The organism is Nocardioides sp. zg-DK7169 (assembly GCF_013155365.1).
Lineage (GTDB): Bacteria > Actinomycetota > Actinomycetes > Propionibacteriales > Nocardioidaceae > Nocardioides.
In genome coordinates this window covers 17,664-32,513 of record NZ_JABJRA010000015.1, presented here as the reverse complement: position 1 = coordinate 32,513, position 14,850 = coordinate 17,664, and the positions used below count along the sequence as shown (strand labels likewise).

The 14,850-nt window shown below is 74.7% G+C and carries 16 protein-coding genes; 13 read left to right on the top strand and 3 right to left on the bottom strand.

Annotation, left to right across the window (positions count from 1 at the left end; all coding sequences use genetic code 11):
* The first annotated feature begins 54 nt into the window (after positions 1 to 54).
* From HOQ23_RS19035 to HOQ23_RS18975, 13 genes are all read left to right on the top strand, one after another.
* A complete protein-coding gene (locus HOQ23_RS19035; protein WP_367650583.1) occupies positions 55 to 597 on the top strand; it encodes an RNA polymerase sigma factor in 543 nt (180 codons plus the stop codon).
* Complete coding sequence (locus HOQ23_RS19030; RefSeq protein WP_172216923.1) at positions 594 to 1,235, top strand: hypothetical protein; 642 nt, start codon at positions 594 to 596, stop codon at positions 1,233 to 1,235. Before HOQ23_RS19035 ends, HOQ23_RS19030 begins: the two co-directional genes overlap by 4 nt.
* Positions 1,232 to 1,816 carry an NTP transferase domain-containing protein gene (locus HOQ23_RS19025; RefSeq protein ID WP_367650582.1) on the top strand — a complete coding sequence of 195 codons (585 nt, stop codon included), beginning with the start codon at positions 1,232 to 1,234 and terminating at the stop codon, positions 1,814 to 1,816. Before HOQ23_RS19030 ends, HOQ23_RS19025 begins: the two co-directional genes overlap by 4 nt.
* 112 nt (positions 1,817 to 1,928) lie before the next feature.
* Complete coding sequence (locus HOQ23_RS19020) at positions 1,929 to 2,804, top strand: MoxR family ATPase (RefSeq protein ID WP_172216921.1); 876 nt, start codon at positions 1,929 to 1,931, stop codon at positions 2,802 to 2,804.
* Positions 2,801 to 3,937 carry a VWA domain-containing protein gene (locus tag HOQ23_RS19015; RefSeq protein ID WP_172216919.1) on the top strand — a complete coding sequence of 379 codons (1,137 nt, stop codon included), beginning with the start codon at positions 2,801 to 2,803 and terminating at the stop codon, positions 3,935 to 3,937. Before HOQ23_RS19020 ends, HOQ23_RS19015 begins: the two co-directional genes overlap by 4 nt.
* Entirely contained in the window at positions 3,930 to 5,066 is a 1,137-nt protein-coding gene (locus tag HOQ23_RS19010) for an XdhC/CoxI family protein (RefSeq protein WP_172216917.1), read from the top strand. The genes HOQ23_RS19015 and HOQ23_RS19010 overlap by 8 nt, the downstream gene beginning before the upstream one ends.
* 32 nt (positions 5,067 to 5,098) lie before the next feature.
* Positions 5,099 to 5,470 carry a cupin domain-containing protein gene (locus tag HOQ23_RS19005; protein WP_172216915.1) on the top strand — a complete coding sequence of 124 codons (372 nt, stop codon included), beginning with the start codon at positions 5,099 to 5,101 and terminating at the stop codon, positions 5,468 to 5,470.
* 4 nt (positions 5,471 to 5,474) lie between these two features.
* Positions 5,475 to 6,545, top strand: a complete 1,071-nt coding sequence (locus HOQ23_RS19000) for an alpha/beta hydrolase family protein (RefSeq protein WP_367650581.1) — start codon at positions 5,475 to 5,477, stop codon at positions 6,543 to 6,545.
* A 90-nt stretch (positions 6,546 to 6,635) separates the two neighbouring features.
* Positions 6,636 to 7,859: a helix-turn-helix domain-containing protein gene (locus HOQ23_RS18995; protein WP_172216911.1), complete on the top strand. Its 1,224-nt coding sequence runs from the start codon at positions 6,636 to 6,638 to the stop codon at positions 7,857 to 7,859.
* Positions 7,860 to 8,125: 266 nt separating this feature from the next.
* Positions 8,126 to 8,623: a (2Fe-2S)-binding protein gene (locus HOQ23_RS18990; protein ID WP_172216909.1), complete on the top strand. Its 498-nt coding sequence runs from the start codon at positions 8,126 to 8,128 to the stop codon at positions 8,621 to 8,623.
* Positions 8,620 to 11,118 (top strand): xanthine dehydrogenase family protein molybdopterin-binding subunit, encoded by a 2,499-nt coding sequence (locus HOQ23_RS18985; protein ID WP_172216906.1) that lies wholly within the window; start codon positions 8,620 to 8,622, stop codon positions 11,116 to 11,118. Before HOQ23_RS18990 ends, HOQ23_RS18985 begins: the two co-directional genes overlap by 4 nt.
* On the top strand, positions 11,115 to 11,969 hold the full coding sequence (locus tag HOQ23_RS18980; RefSeq protein WP_172216904.1) for a xanthine dehydrogenase family protein subunit M: 855 nt from the start codon (positions 11,115 to 11,117) through the stop codon (positions 11,967 to 11,969). Before HOQ23_RS18985 ends, HOQ23_RS18980 begins: the two co-directional genes overlap by 4 nt.
* Before the next feature lie 3 nt (positions 11,970 to 11,972).
* Positions 11,973 to 12,725: an SRPBCC domain-containing protein gene (locus HOQ23_RS18975; protein ID WP_172216902.1), complete on the top strand. Its 753-nt coding sequence runs from the start codon at positions 11,973 to 11,975 to the stop codon at positions 12,723 to 12,725.
* A gap of 114 nt (positions 12,726 to 12,839) precedes the next feature.
* On the opposite strand, the gene HOQ23_RS18970 is transcribed toward HOQ23_RS18975, so the two are convergent.
* From HOQ23_RS18970 to HOQ23_RS18960, 3 genes are read right to left on the bottom strand one after another with little or no spacing between them, the layout of a single operon-like run.
* Positions 12,840 to 13,220 (bottom strand): lipopolysaccharide assembly LapA domain-containing protein, encoded by a 381-nt coding sequence (locus HOQ23_RS18970; protein WP_172216900.1) that lies wholly within the window; start codon positions 13,218 to 13,220, stop codon positions 12,840 to 12,842.
* Between the two features lie 59 nt (positions 13,221 to 13,279).
* On the bottom strand, positions 13,280 to 14,164 hold the full coding sequence (locus HOQ23_RS18965) for an aldo/keto reductase (protein WP_216654443.1): 885 nt from the start codon (positions 14,162 to 14,164) through the stop codon (positions 13,280 to 13,282).
* A gap of 54 nt (positions 14,165 to 14,218) precedes the next feature.
* Positions 14,219 to 14,836: an alpha-ketoglutarate-dependent dioxygenase AlkB gene (locus tag HOQ23_RS18960; RefSeq protein ID WP_172216897.1), complete on the bottom strand. Its 618-nt coding sequence runs from the start codon at positions 14,834 to 14,836 to the stop codon at positions 14,219 to 14,221.
* Between the last annotated feature and the right edge of the window lie 14 nt (positions 14,837 to 14,850).

Below are 14,850 nucleotides of genomic sequence, written 5' to 3'. Positions count from 1 at the left end.
CACGTCCCGGACGGGCGGACCGGGACGCCCGCGGGGACGTGTGAGGGTGAGGACGTGGACGACGCGGGGAGGCGCAGGCGCTTCGAGGAGCTGGTCACGCCGATGGTGGACCCGCTGCGGCGCTACCTGGCGCGACGTACCGACCCGGCCACGGCCGACGACGTCCTCGCCGACACCCTGCTGGTGTGCTGGCGCCGCCTCGAGCAGCTGCCGGAGGAGCCGCTGCCGTGGGCGTACGGCGTGGCGCGGCACTGCCTGGCGAACGCCGAGCGCAGCAGCCGGCGCCAGCGCCGGGTGGCGGCGAAGGTCGCGGTGCTGGACCCGCCGCCGGAGGCGGGGCCCGGGCCGGGTGACGACGACGGCCCCGCGGCCGCGGTCGCCGAGGCGCTCGCGGGGATGCGCGTCGAGGACGCCGAGCTGCTCCGGCTGTGGGCCTGGGAGCAGCTGAGCGCCGCGGAGATCGCGCAGGTGCTCGGGATCAGCCCCAACGCCGCCTCGATCCGGCTGCACCGCGCCCGCGGGAGACTGCGCGAGGAGCTGGGAAAGAGCGACGGGCTTGCCGGACATGAGGAGTCGAGAGAGGGGAGGAAGCGATGAACCAGCCCGACGACGAGCACCTGCGGGCCCGGCTCCGTGACGCCGACCCCGCCGCCTCCCTCCCGCCGGCCGACCCGTCCCGGGTGGCCCGACTTCTGGAGACCACGATGAGCGACGACCCCCTGAACGAGACCCGCCAGGACGGCACCCGCAACCGCAGCACCCTGACCTGGCTGGTGGCCGCCGCCGCGCTCGTGGTGATCGGCGGGGCCGGCGCCTTCGTGCTGACCAACGGCGAGGACGAGCCCACCGTCCCGGCCGCCGAGGAGAGCATCGAGCCCACCGGCGAGATCGCGCCGGTGACCACGCTCGCCGCCGCGGCCCCCGGGGGACGCTGCGGGGTCCCGACCGCCGCGCTGCTGGCCCAGCAGGAGGTCGCCTTCCAGGGCACCGTGCAGGAGGTCGACGAGGACGTCGTGGTGCTGGTGCCGAGCGTCTTCTACGCCGGCGCGCCCTCCGACCTGGTCGAGGTGCAGGGCCCGCCGCAGGAGCTCGGCGCGCTGCTGCAGGCCGTCCCCTTCGAGGAGGGCGAGACCTACCTGGTCTCGGCGACCGACGGGCAGGTGAGCCTGTGCGGGCTCAGCGGCCCCGTCGACCCGGACCTGCAGGCGCTCTACGTGGAGGCGTTCGACAAGTGACCCCGGCGCCGGTGCGGGTCCAGGGGCTGCTGCTCGCCGCGGGCGCCGGGCGCCGGATGGGGATGCCCAAGGCGCTGGTGCACGACGCCGACGGGGCCTCCTGGCTGGTGCGCGCCGTCGAGGTGCTGCGCGCCGGCGGCTGCCCCGAGGTGACGGTCGTGCTGGGTGCCGGCGCAGCCGAGGCACGCGGGCTGCTCGCCGGTACGCCCGCCGAGGTGGTCCTCGCCCCCGACTGGGCCGACGGGATGGCGGCCTCCCTGCGCGCCGGGCTGCGCGCGCTCGACCCGGCGCTGGCCGAGGCGGCGCTCGTGAGCCTGGTCGACCTGCCCGACGTCGGCCCCGAGGTCGTCGCCCGGGTCCTGGCCGCGGCCGACGGCTCCGCCGTGGACGCCCTCGCGCGCGCGACGTACGACGGGCGGGCGGGGCACCCGGTGCTGCTCGGCCGCGCCCACTGGGCCGGCGTGCTCGCCGACGCGGCCGGGGACGCCGGCGCGCGCGGCTACCTCGCCGAGCACGGCGCTCGCGGGATCGAGTGCGGCGACCTGGCGACCGGCCGCGACGTGGACCGCCGGCCGGGGTAGGGCGCCGGCCCCTTCCGTGCGCACCACTCAGCCACCCTCCACCAACCCGCCCCGGGGAGTGTGTGAACTGCTGCCAACCTCCCGCCAACGGCCGCGTCAGTAGCCTTGGCCCATGGAGCCCACCTCTGCCGCTGAGATCGCTGCCCGGCTCGGCGAGACGGGCTACCTCAGCGACGAGGGGCTCGCGACGGTGACCTACCTCGCGCTGCGGATGCAGCGCCCGCTGCTGCTCGAGGGCGAGCCCGGCACCGGCAAGACCGCGCTGGCGGAGGCGATCGCGGAGAGCCTGGGGCTGCCGCTGGTGCGGCTGCAGTGCTACGAGGGCATCGACGCCACCCAGGCGCTCTACGACTGGGACTTCCCGCGCCAGATCCTGCACCTGCGCGCCCTCGAGGCCGCGGGCGGCACGAACGACGTGGCCGAGGCCGAGAAGAGCCTGTACGACGAGCGCTTCCTGCTCGCCCGCCCGGTGCTGGCCGCGCTCCAGCAGGCGCCGGCGGTGCTGCTGGTCGACGAGGTCGACCGCGCCGACGACGAGTTCGAGGCGTTCCTGCTCGAGGTGCTCTCGACCTACCAGGTCACCATCCCCGAGCTGGGGACGGTGCGGGCGAGCACCCCTCCGGTGGTCGTGCTGACCTCCAACCGCACCCGCGAGCTGCACGACGCGCTCAAGCGGCGCTGCCTCTACCACTGGATCGACCACCCCGCGCCGGAGCGGGAGATGGCGATCGTGCGCTCGCGGGCGCCGGAGATCTCCGCGACGCTCGCCGAGCAGGTCGTCGCGGTCACCCAGCGGTTGCGCGCGGACGGCGGGCTGCAGAAGCCGCCCGGCGTCGCGGAGACCCTCGACTGGGCCCGCGCCCTGCACCACCTCGGCACCACCGACCTCGACCTCGCCACCGCGAGCGCCACGCTGGGCGCGCTGGTGAAGTACCGCGAGGACTCCGACCGCGTGCGCCAGGCGCTCGACCGGATGCTGCGGCCGTGAGCGGCGTCCTCGCCCCGCCGGGCGCCGCGGGCAGGCTTCGCGACGCGGACGAGGTGCTGCTCGGCTTCACCTGGGCGCTGCGCGCCGCCGGCGTCGCGGTCACCCAGGACCGTGCGCAGGGCTACCTCGCCGCGGTCGCCCTGGTCGGCGCCGGCGACCGACGCGCGACGTACGCCGCGGGCCGGGCGACGCTGTGCGGCTCGCCCGACGACCTGCTGCGCCACGACCAGGTCTTCGAGGCCTGGTTCGGCTCGCCCCACGAGCTGCCCCGCCAGCGGCCGACGCCGGCGACCACCACGACGTACTCCGACCTGCCCGAGACCGACACCGGCGGCGCGGGGGAGGGCGAGGAGGAGGACGTGGTGCGGGCCGCGGCCAGCGCCGCCGAGGTGCTGCGCCACCGCGACGTCGCCACCATGAGCGCCGCCGAGCGCCAGCGCCTCGCCGCGATGTTCGCGACCCTGGCGGTCCGGGCGCCGCAACGGCGCACCCCGCGCCGCGTCGCCGGCCCGCGCGGCCGGGTCGACGCCTCCGCCACGCTGCGCGCGAGCCTGCGACGGATGGGTGAACCGGCGGAGATCCGCTGGCGGCGACGCGGCGTGCGCCCGCGCCGGGTGGTGCTGCTCGTGGACGTCTCCGGCTCGATGAGCGGGTACGCCGACGCGCTGCTGCGCCTCGCACACCGGATGACCTGCGCGGTCCCGGGCGTGGAGACCTTCACCCTCGGCACCCGCCTGACCCACCTGACCCGGGCGCTGGGCGCCCGCGACCCCGAGCGCGCGCTGGTCGCGGCGGGCACGACCGTGCCGGACTGGTCCGGCGGCACCCGGCTGGGCGAGACCCTCCAGGTGTTCCTGGACCGCTGGGGCCAGCGCGGCATGGCCCGCGGCGCGGTCGTGGTCGTCTTCAGCGACGGCTGGGAGCGCGGCGACACCTCGCTGCTCGCCGGCCAGGTGGCCCGGCTGCGGCGCGTGGCCCACCGCGTGGTCTGGGTGAACCCGCACCGCGGCAAGGAGGGCTACGAGCCGGTCCAGCAGGGGGTGCTGGCCGTGCTGCCGCACGTCGACGACTTCGTGGCCGGGCACTCCCTGGCGACCTATGCCCGACTGATGGAGGTGATCGCGCGTGCGTGAGGTCCTGCCCCAGCTGCTCGAGTGGTGGCGCGCCGGCGAGAGCGTCGGGGTCGGCACCGTGGTGGCGACGTTCCGCTCCGCGCCGCGCCCCCCGGGCGCCTCGATGCTGGTCGGCCCCGACGGCTCGGCCGTCGGCTCGGTCTCCGGCGGCTGCGTCGAGGGCGCGGTCTACGAGCTCGCCGAGTCGGTCGTCGGCTCCGGGGAGCCGGTCCTGGAGCGCTACGGCGTCTCGGACGACGACGCGTTCGCCGTCGGCCTGACCTGCGGCGGCATCCTCGACGTCTACGTCGAGAAGGTGAGCCGGGAGACCTTCCCCGAGCTCGAGGAGGTCGCCGACGACATCGAGGCCGGCCGCCCGGTCGCGCTCGCGACCGTGATCGAGCACCCCGACCCGGCCTGGCTCGGACGCCGCCTGGTCGTGCGCCCCGACACCACGCCGACCACCGGGCTCGGCTCGCCGCGCGCGGACGACGCCATCCACGACGACGCGCTCGGCCTGCTCGCCGCCGGCCACAGCGCGACGCTGTCCTACGGCCCCGACGGGGAGCGCCGGGGTGAGGGGATGCGGGTCTTCGTGTGGGCCTTCGCGCCCAAGCCGCGGATGCTGGTCTTCGGCGCGATCGACTTCGCCGCCGCCGTGGCCCGGGTGGGCAGCTTCCTGGGCTACCACGTGACCGTCTGCGACGCCCGGCCCGTCTTCGCCACCGCCAGCCGCTTCCCTGATGCCGACGAGGTGGTCGTGGACTGGCCGCACCGCTACCTCGCCGCGGAGGTCGAGGCCGGCCGGGTCGACCGGCGCACCGTGCTGACCGTGCTGACCCACGACCCGAAGTTCGACGTACCGCTGCTGGAGGTCGCCCTGCGCCTTCCGGAGGTGGCGTACGTCGGGGCGATGGGCTCGCGGCGCACCCACGAGGACCGCCTCGCCCGGCTGCGGGAGGCCGGGGTCGGCGAGGACGAGCTGGCCCGGCTGCGCAGCCCGATCGGCCTGGACCTGGGCGCCCGGACGCCCGAGGAGACCGCCATCAGCATCGCCGCGGAGATCATCGCCGGTCGTTGGGGCGGCTCGGGCGAGCCGCTGGGTACCACCCAGGGGCGCATCCACGCGCACGAGCCCGAGATCGTCTGACCCACCTGCGGGGTGGGAGGAACGAGGAGCACATGCACGCGACATCCCTCACCGACCTGGCCGAGACCCACCTGGCCACCGCACGGGAGGCCTCCAGCGGACGCAGCGCGGCCACCGTCTTCGGCGGCCAGGAGCACGACCTGCGCCAGACGCTGATCGCGCTGGCCGAGGGCCGGGCGCTGGGGGAGCACGAGGCACCGGGGGAGGCGACGCTCCTGGTGCTGCGCGGGCGGGTGCGGCTGCACAGCGGCGAGGAGTCCTGGGAGGGCGCGGCCGGCGAGCTGTTGGTGGTCCCGCAGGCGCGCCACGACCTGACCGCCCTCGAGGACGCCGCGGTGCTGCTCACGGTGGCCACCGATGCCACGGCCGCGACCGGGCCGAGCGGGTCGGCCGGGGCGAGCTGAGCCCGTGCGCCGGGCAGCGATCGCGGCCGCCGCGCTGCTGCTCGTCGTACCGCTGGGGTGCAGCGAGGAGGAGCCGGACGCCCCCGGCGCGCGGTCGACACCCACAGAGTCCGCCGGGTCGCCGGAGCCGGAGCCCGCGCCGTCGGAGGCGCCGTTCGACGACCCGTCGGAGGAGACCGCGGGCGAGGACCTGCCCCCAGTGCGGGACTCGATGTCGCTGCCGGCGCTGATGCGCGAGGACGTCGTCGGCGGCCGGATCCGGCGTACCGAGCCCCTGGGCGGCACCGAGGCCTGGAACAGCTGGGCGGTGACCTACACCGTCGACGGCGCGACCGTCTCCGGGGAGCTGCTGGTGCCGACCGGGCCGGGCCCGTTCCCCGCGGTGGTGCTCAACCACGGCTACATCGACCCTGGCTTCTACACCCTGGGCCGCGGGATGTCGCGGGAGCAGGAGTGGCTGGCGGCCAACGGGTTCGTCGTGCTGCACACCGACTACCGCGGGCACGCCGGCTCCGACCCGGTGAGCGACCTGGGGCGCGAGTCGCGGCTGGTCTACACCCGCGACGCGATCGGTGCGGTCAAGGCGCTGACCCGTGAGCGGTACGTCGACGACGACCGGCTGGCGATGATCGGTCGCTCGATGGGCGGGGCGGTCACCTACAACGCGCTCGTGGCTGATCCCGACCTGGTCGACGCCGCGGTGGTCTTCGCGCCGGTCAGCTCGGACTTCACCGACAACCTGCGGCGCTGGACGATCCCGGAGCGCCCGGACGGTGCGCAGGTGCTGTTCGAGCGCCTCGGCGGGCCGCCGGAGCGCAACCCGCGGCCCTACCGCGAGCTGTCCGCGCGCACCTACTTCGACCGCATCGAGGTGCCGGTGCTGATCCACCACGGCACCCTCGACGACAGCTGCCCGATCGCCTGGTCGCGCGAGAGCCAGCGCCTGCTGCGCGAGGCCGGGGTCGACAGCGAGCTGGCCGTCTACGAGGGCGAGGGCCACGCCTTCGGCCCCCGCTTCGAGGACTCCATGCGCGCCACCGTCGCCTTCCTGCGCCGCGAGCTCCGCGGGCGGTGAGCGCGCAGCCGTCCCCTGCCCCGGGGAAGAGGGCGCCGGGGCCCGGCGAACTCCTGTGACGCCGCTCACCTCGGTGCTAGCGTCCCCGCCATGGAGGGGTCCGACCTGGCGGCACGCAGGCAGGACGCGGTGCGCGCGTGGGTGCGCTTCGTCGAGCACGGCGACGACGCCGCGCCGCTGGTGCGCCCAGAGATCCTGTCGAGCTGGACCCGGTCGCGGGCGGCGCTGACCCCCGACCTCGCCGAGGCCCCCTTGGCCGACGAGTCCGAGACCGCGGCGTCCTGGCGCGACTCCCCGCTCCAGGTCGCGGTGGAGCGGGTGGAGGAGGAGCTGCGGCGTACGGCGAGCGACGGCGACCTGGTGATCGCGGTGACCGACCCCGAGACCCGGATCCTGTGGACCTACGGCGGGCGGGTGATGCGGCGCAAGGCCGAGTCGGTGAACTTCGTGCCGGGTGGGCGCTGGGACGACCGCTCGGTCGGCACCAACGCCCTCGACCTCGCCAACCGCACCGCCGCGCCGGCGATGGTCTTCAGCGCCGAGCACTACGCGCCGATCGTGCACAACTGGGTGTGCTGGGCCGCGCCGCTGCACGACCCGGTGACCGGCGCGCACCTCGGCGTCCTCGACCTCTCGACCACCTGGGACCGAAGCCACCCGATCGGGCTCGCGACCGCGCGGGTGATGGCGCGGCTGATCGAGACCGCGCTGCCGCGCTCGAGCCCCGGCACGCCGGAGCGCACCCACGACCCCGGGCTCGTGATGACGCTGCTCGGCACCGCGGAGTCGCGCCTCGACGGTCAGCGGCTGCTGCTCAACCGCCGCCAGACCGAGATCCTCGCGCTGCTCGCGATGCACCCCGAGGGACTGACCCTGGAGCAGCTGCACGCGCTGGTCTACGGCGACCAGGCGGTCACCTTCTCCACCCTCAAGGCCGAGGTCTCGCACCTGCGCGCAGCGCTCGGCGGCCAGCTCTCCTCGCGCCCCTACCGGCTGCTCATGCCGGTCGCCACCGACGTCGACCACGTGCTCGGGCTGCTGCGCCGCGGCCGGGTCGCCGACGCCGTCGACGCCTACGGCGGGGACCTGCTCCCGGGCACCAACTCGCCGGCGCTGTGCGAGCTGGGGGAGTACGTCGCGGTCGCGCTGCGCGAGGCACTGCTCGCCGACCCCGACCCGGACGCCGTGGTGCGCTACGGCGAGTACGCGCCGTACGACGCCGAGGTGCTGGAGGTGTGCCTGCGCTCGCTGGGCGGCCGCGCCCACCCCGCCGTACCCCTGCTGAAGGGCCGGCTGGCGGTCGCGCGCGGTTGATCGAGGTCGCGGGAGGGGTTCTTCCGCGCAACTGCGCGGAAAAGCACCGGCGCGGGCCGCAGGCGGGTGCTTTTCCCAGCAATTGCGCAGTTGTGTGCACCCGCAGCCGCCCTCGCAGCAGGCCCGGCCGCCGGACCTGCTCGCGCAACCACAAGCGCCGACTCGCGCAACCACAAGCGCCGACTCGGCGGTCCAACCTTCAGCCAACCGAACCGGTCGTAACGTGAGCGGCGTCACACGTCCGTTGCCCCTGCCCAGGAGGGCCCATGACCCGGATCAGCCTCACCGTCGACGGCGCGAAGGTGGCCGACGACGTCGAACCGCGGATGCTGCTGGTGCAGTACCTGCGCGAACGCCTCGGGAAGACCGGCACCGTCATCGGGTGCGACACCAGCAACTGCGGCGCCTGCACCGTCCACCTCGACGGCACCAGCGTGAAGTCCTGCAACGTCCTGGCGGTGCAGGCCGACGGCGCCGAGGTGACCACGATCGAGGGGCTGGCCCGCGACGGCGAGCTGCACCCCGTGCAGGAGTCGTTCCGCGAGTGCCACGGCCTGCAGTGCGGGTTCTGCACGCCCGGCATGATCATGCAGAGCGTCGCCCTGCTGGCGGAGAACCCCCGCCCCAGCGAGGAGGAGATCCGCCTCGGGCTCGAGGGCAACCTGTGCCGCTGCACGGGCTACCACAACATCGTCCGCGCCGTGCAGCACGCCGCAGACTCGATGGACACCCCCGCCGCCGCCCCGACGGGAGGCCTGTCGTGACCGCCACCGAGACCCGCCCCGAGCAGGGCGAGCGCGAGATCGGCCGCGAGCGCCGCCGCAAGGAGGACCAGCGCCTGATCACCGGGCGCACCCGCTGGACCGACAACATCGTGCTCCCCGGCATGCTGCACCTCGCGATGGTGCGCAGCCCGTTCGCGCACGCCCGGATCCTCAGCGTCGACACCGAGGCGGCGCGCGGCGCGACCAACGTCGTCGACGTGCTCAGCGGCGCCGACCTCGCCGACACCCAGGGCGTGCTGATCAACGCCTGGCCGATCACCCCGGACCAGAAGACCCCCACCCACCTGCCGGTCGCCATCGACCGGGTCGCGTTCGCCGGCGAGATCGTCGCGGTCGTGGTCGCGCGCACCGCCGCCGAGGCCCGCGACGCCGCCGAGCTGGTCGACGTCGAGTACGACGTGCTGCCGCCCGCGCTCGACCTCAAGGAGGCCGCCGCGGCGGACGCCGACAACGGCGGACCGCTCGCGCACCCCGACCTCGGCACCAACAAGTCGGCCCACTGGGTCTTCGACTCCGCGGAGGCCGGCACCGGCGGCGACGTCGAGGAGGCGATCCGCCAGGCCCGCACCGACGGCATCGTGCTGGAGCGCGAGTACCGCCAGCAGCGGCTGATCCCGGCGTTCATGGAGCCCCGCTCCACCGTCGTCGACCCGACCGGGGAGCAGCTGACCGTCTGGTCGGCGACCCAGATCCCGCACATCCTGCGCTTCGCGCTGGCCGCGACCACCGGCATCCCGGAGTCCAAGCTGCGGGTGATCGCCCCCGACGTCGGCGGCGGCTTCGGCGGCAAGCTGCAGACCACCCCGGAGGAGTGGATCACCGTCGCGGTGGCCCGCCGGCTGTCGCGGCCGGTGAAGTACACCGAGACCCGCAGCGAGTCGCTGATGGCCGGCCACCACGGCCGCGACCAGTGGCAGAAGCTGACCCTGGCGGCCACCAAGGACGGCACCGTCACCGGCCTCAAGGTCGAGCTCCTCGCCGACCTCGGTGCCTACGTCTCGCTCGTCGGTGGCGGCGTACCCGTGCTGGGGGCGTTCATGTTCAACGCCATCTACAAGTTCCCCGCCTACCACTTCGGCGTGCAGACGGTGCTCACCAACAAGACCTGGACCGACGCCTACCGCGGCGCCGGGCGCCCGGAGGCGACGTTCGCCATCGAGCGGCTGATGGACGAGCTCGCCGCGGAGGTCGGCGTCGACCCGCTGGCGATCCGGGAGCAGAACTGGATCAAGCACGAGGAGTTCCCGTTCACCACGGTCGCCGGACTGGAGTACGACTCCGGCAACTACGAGGCGGCCACGGCCCGGGCCAAGGAGCTCTTCGGCTACGACGAGCTGCGCGCCGAGCAGCAGCGCCGCCGCGACTCCGGCGACCCGGTGCAGCTGGGCATCGGCGTCTCGACGTTCACCGAGATGTGCGGCCTCGCGCCCTCGCGGGTCCTCGGCTCGCTCGACTACGGCGCCGGCGGCTGGGAGCACGCGAGCGTGCGGATGCTGGCGACCGGCAAGGTCGAGGTCGTCACCGGCGCCAGCGCCCACGGCCAGGGCCACGAGACGGCGTTCAGCCAGATCGTCGCGGACCGGCTCGGGGTGCCCTTCGAGGACGTCGAGGTGCTCCACGGCGACACCGCGATCTCCCACAAGGGCCTGGACACCTACGGCTCGCGCTCGCTCGTGGTCGGCGGCGAGGCGCTGGTCAAGGCGGTGGACAAGGTCATCGACAAGGCCCGCCCGATCGCCGCGCACCTGCTCGAGGCCTCCGCCGACGACCTGGAGTACCGCGGCGGGCGCTTCGCGGTGCGCGGCACCGACCAGGGGATGGGGATCGCCGAGATCGCGAGCGCGGTCTTCGCCGCGCACAACCTGCCCGACGGGGTGGAGGCGAGCCTCGACTCCGACGCGACCTTCGACCCGGTGAACTTCAACTACCCGCACGGCACCCACCTGTGCGCGATGGAGATCGACACCGAGACCGGGGCGCTGCACATGCGCAAGTACGTCTGCGTCGACGACATCGGCAACGTGATCAACCCGCTCATCGTCGCAGGCCAGGTGCACGGCGGCCTGGTGCAGGGCATCGCCCAGGCACTGTGGGAGGAGGCGGTGTACGACGACTCCGGGACGCTGGTGTCGGGCTCGTTCGTGGACTACCTGCTGCCGACGGCGGCGGACACGATCAGCTTCGAGGTCGACCACACCACCACCCCGGCGCTGACCAACACCCTCGGCACCAAGGGCGTCGGCGAGGCCGGCACCATCGCCTCGACCCCGGCCGTGGTCAACGCCGTCGTCGACGCACTGCGGCCCTGGGGCGTCCACGACGTCGCGATGCCGTGCACCCCGGAGCGGGTGTGGCGCGCCATCCAGGGCGCCGACAAGGGCGGGAGCACCACCGGTGCCGCCGCTCCACACTTCGACGCCGCGACCGGCATGGAGGGAACCGTGGACCGCACGACCGGAGGGACCGACGCATGATCCCCGCACAGTTCGACTACCTCGCGCCGACCACGCTCGAGGAGGCCGTCGCCGCGCTCGCCGAGCACGGCGACGACGCCAAGGTGCTGGCCGGCGGCCAGTCGCTCCTGCCGGTGCTGCGGATGCGGCTCAACGCCCCCGAGATGGTCATCGACCTGCGCCGCATCGACGCGTTGCGCGGGATCCGCGAGGACGGCGAGGAGATCGTCGTCGGTGCGATGACGCCGCACTCGGTGGTGGCCGCGGACCCGCTCATGGCCCGCCACGCCGCGCTGGTCCCGGCCGCGATCGAGCACCTCGCCGACGCCCAGGTCCGCCACCGCGGCACCTTCGGCGGGGCCCTCGCCCACGCGGACCCCGCCGGCGACCTGGGGGCGCCCGTCCTCGCGCTCGGCGCCACCTTCGTCGCCGTCGGCCCGACCGGACGGCGCACGATCCCGGCCGACGACTTCTTCGTCGACCTCTTCGAGACCGCCCTGGCCGAGGACGAGATCCTCACCGAGGTGCGCATCCCGCGTCGTACCGGCTGGGGCGCGCACTACGAGAAGTTCGTGCGCGTCGCCCACCAGTGGCCGATCGTGGCGGTCGCCGCGACCGTGCGCGCCGAGGGCGGCACCATCGCCGAGGCGCGGGTGGGGCTGACCAACATGGGCAGCACCCCGCTGCGGGCGCGCGGCGTCGAGGAGGCGCTGGTGGGCCAGCCCGCCACCGAGGAGGCGGTACGCCGGGCAGCCGCGCTGGCTGCGGACGGGGCGAACCCGCCCTCCGACCTCAACGGCGACGCCGACTACCGGCGCCACCTGGCCACGGTGCTGACGCGCCGGGCCGTGCTGAGCGCGGCGGGGGCCTAGGTCGTGGATCTCGCCCACCGCTTCACCGTCCACACCTCGGTCGAGGAGACCTGGAGCCACTTCAACGACATCGCCTCGGTGGCCGAGTGCTTCCCGGGCGCGACGGTCTCCTCGGCCGAGGGGGACAGCTTCGCCGGCTCGGTGAAGGTCAAGCTCGGGCCGATCGCGCTGGTCTACAACGGCTCCGGCACGTTCGTGGACAAGGACGAGGCGGCGCACCGCTTCGTCGTCGAGGCCAAGGGCAAGGACAAGCGCGGCAACGGCACCGCCGGCGCCACCGTCACGGTGAGCATGTCCGCCGCCGGCGGGTCCACCGACGTCGAGGTCCTCACCGACCTGGCGATCACCGGCAAGCCGGCGCAGTTCGGCCGCGGGGTGATGCAGGACGTCTCGGACAAGCTGCTCGGGCAGTTCGTGACCTGCCTCGAGCAGCGCCTCGCCGGTCCCGCCCCCGCGTCCTCGGATGCGCCGGTCGGGGCCGAGACGCCCGCCCCGACGACGGTCGAGACGTCCCCGGACCCGGGGACCCCGCACCGCGAGGCGGCACCCGACCGGGCGGTCGCGCCGGTGCCCCCGACCCGGCCGGCGGAGCCGGTCCACTCCAGCGCGCCGGCGTCCCCCGTCGGGGAGGACGGCGCCCTCGACCTCGGCGCCGCCGTCGTACCGGCGCTGCTGCGGGCCTACGGCAAGCAGCTCGCGGCCGCGGTCGCCGGGCTGCTCGTGCTGCGCTGGCTCTGGGGACACCGGGAGCGCTGACCGACACCGCGCCGAGTCGGCGCCAATGGTGCGCCGAGTCGGCGCCAATGGTGCGCCGAGTCGGCGCCAGTGGCGCCGACTCGGGCAACCACGAGGGCCGACTCGGCGAGGGGGTCAGCGGCGTTCGCGCTTGATCCGGCGGCGCACCTGGAGCATGCGCAGGGAGGCGGTGACGATCGCGATCACCATGCCGGTCACGGCGGCGGCGATCAGGGAGACCGCAAGCGGGGCCCGGCCCTCCCAGCCGAGGAACGCCACCTCGACGTCCTGGGTGTTCTGCACGATGAAGATCAGCAGCAGGATCAGCAGCACCGCGATGCCGACCAGCGCCGCCCAGACTCCACTGGTCTTCGAGCCGCGCAGCGGGTCGGAGGTGGTCCCCGGGGACTTCGAGGACCGCTTGCCGGGCGTGGCGTCCGTGGTGGGGACGGGCTGCTGGCTCGCCTGCGGCGCCGGCTGCTGCTCCGGGGCCGGGATGTCGCTGGACTCGGTCATGCCTGCAGGTGCCCAGCGAGGGCCGGGAGGAATCCCCGACCCGGGCAGGTACGCCGTGATCAGGCCAGCGCGGCCAGGTCGGCCTGCTCCTGCTCGCTCAGCTCGATCTCCGCTGCCGCGACGTTGGACTCCAGGTGGGTGACCCGCGAGGTGCCCGGGATCGGCAGCATCACCGGCGAGCGGTGCAGCAGCCAGGCCAGCGCCAGCTGTGCCGGGGTCGCGCCCCGCTCACGCGCCGCCGCGGCGAGCGGGCTGTCGGGCGCGGAGAGCTTCCCCGTCGCGAGCGGGAACCACGGGATGAAGGCGATGCCCTGCTCGGTGCAGTGGTCCAGGAGGGCCTCGGCGTCGCGGTGGGCGAGGTTGTAGAGGTTCTGCACCGACACGATCGGGGCCACCCGGCGCGCGGCCTCGAGCTCCTCGATCCCGACCTCGGAGAGGCCGAGGTGGCGCACCTTGCCCTCCTCCTGGAGCGCGCGGAGCTCGCCGACCTGGTCCTCCAGCGGGACCGTGGGGTCGATGCGGTGCAGCTGGAACAGGTCGATGCGGTCGGTGCCGAGGCGGCGCAGGCTGGTCTCGCACTGCTGGCGCAGGTACTCGGGGCGCCCGCACGGCACCCACACGTCGGGCCCGGTGCGCAGCAGCCCGGCCTTGGTCGCCACCACCACGTCGTCGCGGTAGGGCGCCAGCGCCTCGCGGATGATCTCCTCGGAGTAGAAGGGGCCGTAGGAGTCGGCGGTGTCGATGAAGGTGACGCCCAGCTCGACGGCACGGCGTACGACGCGGACCGCCTCGTCGTGGTCGCGCGGCGGGCCCCACACGCCAGGGCCGGTGAGCTGCATCGCGCCGTACCCGAGGCGGACCACGGGCAGGTCGCCGCCGAGGGAGAAGGTGCCGGACGCGGCGGCGGACGGGGTCGCGGAGGTCCCAGATGTCACGGTGCTCATGGCCCCAGCCAACCGGACGGGGCAAACCGCGGCGGTGTCTGGACCGCCGGCGGGCTAGAAGACGTTGAGCGGGCGGTACTGCACCGAGATCCGCGGGCCGGCGTGGCTGGCCTTCGGGACCGCGTGCTCCCAGGTGCGCTGGCAGCTGCCGCCCATCACCAGCAGGTCGCCGTGGCCCATCTCCACCGAGAGCGACCCGCCCCCGCCGCCGCGGGGTCGCAGCGCGAGGCGGCGCGGGTCGCCGAGGGAGACGATCGCGACCATGGTGTCGGTGGTGCGGCCGCGGCCGATGGTGTCGCCGTGCCAGGCGACGCTGTCGCGCCCGTCGCGGTAGTAGCAGCAGCCGGCGGTGCGGAACGGCTCGCCGAGCTCGGGGCGGTAGTGCGCGCTGAGGGCGTCGCGCGCCTCGACGAGCACCGGGTGGGGGAGTGGGTCGTCGGCGAGGTAGGTGTGCAGCAGTCGGGGCACGTCGACCACCCGGTCGTACATCTGGCGGCGCTCGGCGCGCCACGGCACGTCGCGCACCAGGGTCTCGAAGACCTCGTCGGCGGCCGGCACCCACGAGCGCAGCACGTCGATCCAGGCGCCGCGGCCGAGGTCGCGGCGCTCGATGCCGTCGAAGGAGCCCACCCCGGCCGGGGGTGCCCCGAAGAGCGTTCCCTGGAAGTCCATGCCACCCACCCTAC

Coding starts and splice junctions, on each gene's coding strand:
- HOQ23_RS19030 (WP_172216923.1), top strand. CDS start 594: ATGAACCAGCCCGACGACGAGCACCTGCGGGCCCGGCTCCGTGACGCC.
- HOQ23_RS19020 (WP_172216921.1), top strand. CDS start 1,929: ATGGAGCCCACCTCTGCCGCTGAGATCGCTGCCCGGCTCGGCGAGACG.
- HOQ23_RS19005 (WP_172216915.1), top strand. CDS start 5,099: ATGCACGCGACATCCCTCACCGACCTGGCCGAGACCCACCTGGCCACC.
- HOQ23_RS18995 (WP_172216911.1), top strand. CDS start 6,636: ATGGAGGGGTCCGACCTGGCGGCACGCAGGCAGGACGCGGTGCGCGCG.
- HOQ23_RS18990 (WP_172216909.1), top strand. CDS start 8,126: ATGACCCGGATCAGCCTCACCGTCGACGGCGCGAAGGTGGCCGACGAC.
- HOQ23_RS18980 (WP_172216904.1), top strand. CDS start 11,115: ATGATCCCCGCACAGTTCGACTACCTCGCGCCGACCACGCTCGAGGAG.
- HOQ23_RS18970 (WP_172216900.1), bottom strand. CDS start 13,220: ATGACCGAGTCCAGCGACATCCCGGCCCCGGAGCAGCAGCCGGCGCCG.
- HOQ23_RS18965 (WP_216654443.1), bottom strand. CDS start 14,164: ATGAGCACCGTGACATCTGGGACCTCCGCGACCCCGTCCGCCGCCGCG.
- HOQ23_RS18960 (WP_172216897.1), bottom strand. CDS start 14,836: ATGGACTTCCAGGGAACGCTCTTCGGGGCACCCCCGGCCGGGGTGGGC.